At 70.1% G+C, this 3,322-nt stretch carries 4 protein-coding genes; 3 read left to right on the top strand and 1 reads right to left on the bottom strand.

The features are described from left to right. Positions 1 to 45 precede the first annotated feature (45 nt). Positions 46 to 807 (bottom strand): hypothetical protein, encoded by a 762-nt coding sequence (locus PROKR_RS24665; RefSeq protein ID WP_036968930.1) that lies wholly within the window; start codon positions 805 to 807, stop codon positions 46 to 48. A 43-nt stretch (positions 808 to 850) separates the two neighbouring features. Here PROKR_RS24665 and PROKR_RS24660 point away from each other — a divergent pair, with 43 nt between their 5' ends. The 3 genes from PROKR_RS24660 to PROKR_RS36135 all read left to right on the top strand — a co-directional run. Next, positions 851 to 1,636, top strand: a complete 786-nt coding sequence (locus PROKR_RS24660) for an ABC transporter ATP-binding protein (RefSeq protein WP_036968929.1) — start codon at positions 851 to 853, stop codon at positions 1,634 to 1,636. A 212-nt stretch (positions 1,637 to 1,848) separates the two neighbouring features. After that, positions 1,849 to 2,277: an NfeD family protein gene (locus tag PROKR_RS24655; protein ID WP_036968928.1), complete on the top strand. Its 429-nt coding sequence runs from the start codon at positions 1,849 to 1,851 to the stop codon at positions 2,275 to 2,277. A gap of 139 nt (positions 2,278 to 2,416) precedes the next feature. Continuing rightward, a partial coding sequence (locus PROKR_RS36135; RefSeq protein ID WP_425414940.1) for an SPFH domain-containing protein occupies positions 2,417 to 3,322 on the top strand: 906 nt, incomplete at its 3' end.

The following is a 3,322-nucleotide window of genomic DNA, read 5'->3' as shown; positions in this document are numbered from 1 at the left end:
CGCACCATGGAGGTCTACCGGCGGGTGCTGGCGAGCGCCTAGCGGTCAGGCCACCCGCCCGTACGTCGCGGCGCTCATCGCGTGCCGGGCCGTGCGGTCCACCTCGCGCAGCGCCGTGGAGCGCTGGTCGACCTGGAAGACGTTGACCGCGCCGCCGTCGTCCACCGTGCCCAGGGCGACGATGGCGCGCAGCCGGTTGGCGAGGTCCAGCACGCGGGCGCGCCGGCCGTCCAGGTGCGGCACCGGCCACGACGACGTGCTGGCCGAGCGGATCCGCTCGATCGCGTCGGCGGCGTCGTCGCGCCACCGGGCCACGTCGAGCTGGTCCAGGGACTCCGTGGCCCTCATGAGGCTCGTGCGCAGCTCGCGCTCGGCGTCGGACACCGAGCCGATGGTGCCCTGCACCAGCATGGTCCACTCCGGGATCGCCACCACGTGCCACGTGACCAGGTGCCCGGGCTCGATGTGGCTGCCGAACGCCTGGACCCTGGGTACGGCGGCCCAGCTCCCGGCGGGCGTCGTGATCGCCACGCACTCACCGGCCTCGGTGGCTTCGTGGTTCGCGGCCGCGGGGACGCCCGCGGCGTCACCGGGCGCCGGGAGCAGCGCGCACACCTCGCGCGGCCCCTCGGTCCAGGCCGTGAAGAGGGTGTCGAGATCCGTTCCGTCGGCGAAGCCGGGCAGCCCCTCCACGGTGTGCGGCTCGTCGTCGCCCACCACGGACTTCACGGCGTCCGAGGTGTCGCCTATGCCCTGCAGCCACAGGGCGAGCAGCACGCTCCGGGGGAGGTCCTGTTCGATGTCCACCGCAGCACTGTAGATGACACCTTCTCAGGTAGGGTCGGTGCCCATGAGCTCGGTTCTCCACCTTGCGGGCGTCACCGTCCGTCGCGGCACCTCGACCATCCTCGATTCCGTGGACTGGCAGGTGAACGAGGGAGAGCGCTGGATCGTTCTCGGGCCCAACGGCGCGGGCAAGACGACCCTGCTCCAGATCGTCGCGGCGCGCCTGCACCCGACGTCGGGCACCGCGAACATCCTGGACGCGACCCTCGGCCGCGTCGACGTGTTCGAGCTGCGCCCGCGCATCGGCATCGCCAGTGCGGCCCTCGCCGAGCGGCTGCCGACGGCGGAGACCGTGCGCGACGTCGTGCTGACCGCTGCCTACGGCGTGACCGGCCGCTGGCGCGAGAGCTACGACGAGCTTGACGAGCAGCGGGCCAAGGACCTGCTGGCCTCGTTCGACGTCGACCACCTCGCGGACCGCACCTACGGGACCCTGTCCGAGGGCGAGCGCAAGCGCGTTCAGATCGCGCGGGCGCTCATGACCGACCCCGAGCTGCTGCTGCTCGACGAGCCCGGCGCGGGCCTCGACCTGGGCGGCCGCGAGGAGCTGGTGGCCACGCTGTCCGCGCTCGCGGACGACCCGGCCTCCCCGGTGCTGATCCACGTGACGCACCACGTCGAGGAGATTCCGCCGGGCTTCACGCACCTGCTGCTCATGAAGAAGGCTGGCATCCAGGCGGCCGGCCCGATCGAGGAGGTCCTCACCGCGGACAACCTCTCGGCGGCCTTCGGACTGCCGCTGGTCGTGGCCCACGGCGGCGGTCGCTGGCTCGCTCGCGCCGCCCGCTGACGGCGTCCTTCCGTCACCTTCGACCTGGAATCTTGAAAGGCTCCGGGAAAACCTTCTGAAACGGCGATTTCACTATCGCTGTGTCAGTGGTCCTTGGTAAAGTCCGGGCAAAGGTCCGAGGTAGCGGTAATTTCACCGCGAGGGCCCGCCGTCGGAGAGGTTCCGGCGGCGACCGGTCGCCAACCGGAGTGGACGCTCGGAGGGAGCAACCCATGGCGTGGTTGTGGTGGGTAGGAGCGGCGCTGATCTTCGCGCTGATCGAGCTCTTGTCGTTGGACTTCGTCTTCATCATGTTCGCGGGCGGCGCGCTGGCCGCGGCCGTCGCGAACGGCGCGGGTGCCCCGCTCTGGATGCAGGCCATCGTGTTCGTCGTGGCGTCGGTGGTGCTTCTCGTGACGCTTCGGCCCACGCTGATCCGGCACCTGCGCAACAACACGCCGAAGGCACCCACCAACGCCGAGGCGAACGTGGGTCGCACGGCGTCGGTGGTCCAGGAGGTCAGCACCGCGTCGGGGCTGATCAAGCTCAGCGGAGAGGTCTGGAGCGCGCGCTCCGTGCCCGGGTCGCCCCTGCTGCCCGCCGGCGCTAGCGTTCGTGTGGTCCAGATCGACGGCGCCACCGCCGTCGTCGAGCCGGCGTAGCCGCCTGGCGCCTGGGCGCCCCTTTTGTGTTGTCCCAGACAGTTCAGTCAGAAGCGTTCTGTGCGCATCAGAAGCGTCAAACCGCCTGCGGGCCAAGGTGCCCGCGTAAGGAGAACTCGTGGAGTCATTCGGGCAAGTCCTGCTCTATCTGATCATTGCCCTGGTCGTGATCGTCGGTATCGTCGCGGTGATCCGCGCCGTGCGGATCGTTCCTCAGTCGGTGGCGCTCGTGGTCGAGCGCCTGGGTCGGTACTCCAAGACGCTCGACCCGGGCCTGCACGTGCTGGTGCCGTTCGTGGACCGTGTCCGCGCCGGTGTGGACCTGCGCGAGCAGGTCGTCTCGTTCCCGCCCCAGCCCGTGATCACCAGCGACAACCTGGTGGTCGAGATCGACACCGTCATCTACTTCCAGGTGACGGACGCCAAGTCCGCGGTCTACGAGATCGCGAACTACATCACCGCCATCGAGCAGCTCACCGTCACCACGCTGCGTAACGTGATCGGCTCGATGGACCTCGAGCAGACGCTGACCAGCCGTGACCAGATCAACGGCCAGCTGCGTGGCGTGCTCGACGAGGCGACCGGTCGCTGGGGTATCCGCGTCAACCGCGTCGAGCTCAAGTCGATCGACCCGCCGCCGTCGGTGCAGGGCTCCATGGAGCAGCAGATGCGCGCCGAGCGTGACCGGCGTGCCGCGATCCTCACCGCGGAGGGTGTCAAGCAGTCCGCCATCCTCACGGCCGAGGGCCAGAAGCAGTCCGAGATCCTGAAGGCCGAGGGTGACGCCCAGGCGCAGATCCTGCGGGCCGAGGGTGAGTCCCGGGCCATCCTCCAGGTCTTCGAGGCCATCCACCGCGGTGACGCCGACCCGAAGCTGCTGGCCTACCAGTACCTGCAGACGCTGCCGCAGATCGCGAACGGCACCTCGAACACCACCTGGGTCATCCCCACGGAGTTCACCGCCGCGCTGGGCAACATCGCCTCCGGATTCGGCGGCGGCGCCGGCCCGGCCGTCCCGCCGCCCCCGCCGGGCGAGGGCCCGACC

It is taken from the genome of Promicromonospora kroppenstedtii DSM 19349, from assembly GCF_000515355.1.
In the GTDB taxonomy this organism is placed as follows: Bacteria; Actinomycetota; Actinomycetes; order Actinomycetales; family Cellulomonadaceae; genus Promicromonospora; species Promicromonospora kroppenstedtii.
This window is presented reverse-complemented; position numbering and strand designations above follow the sequence as displayed.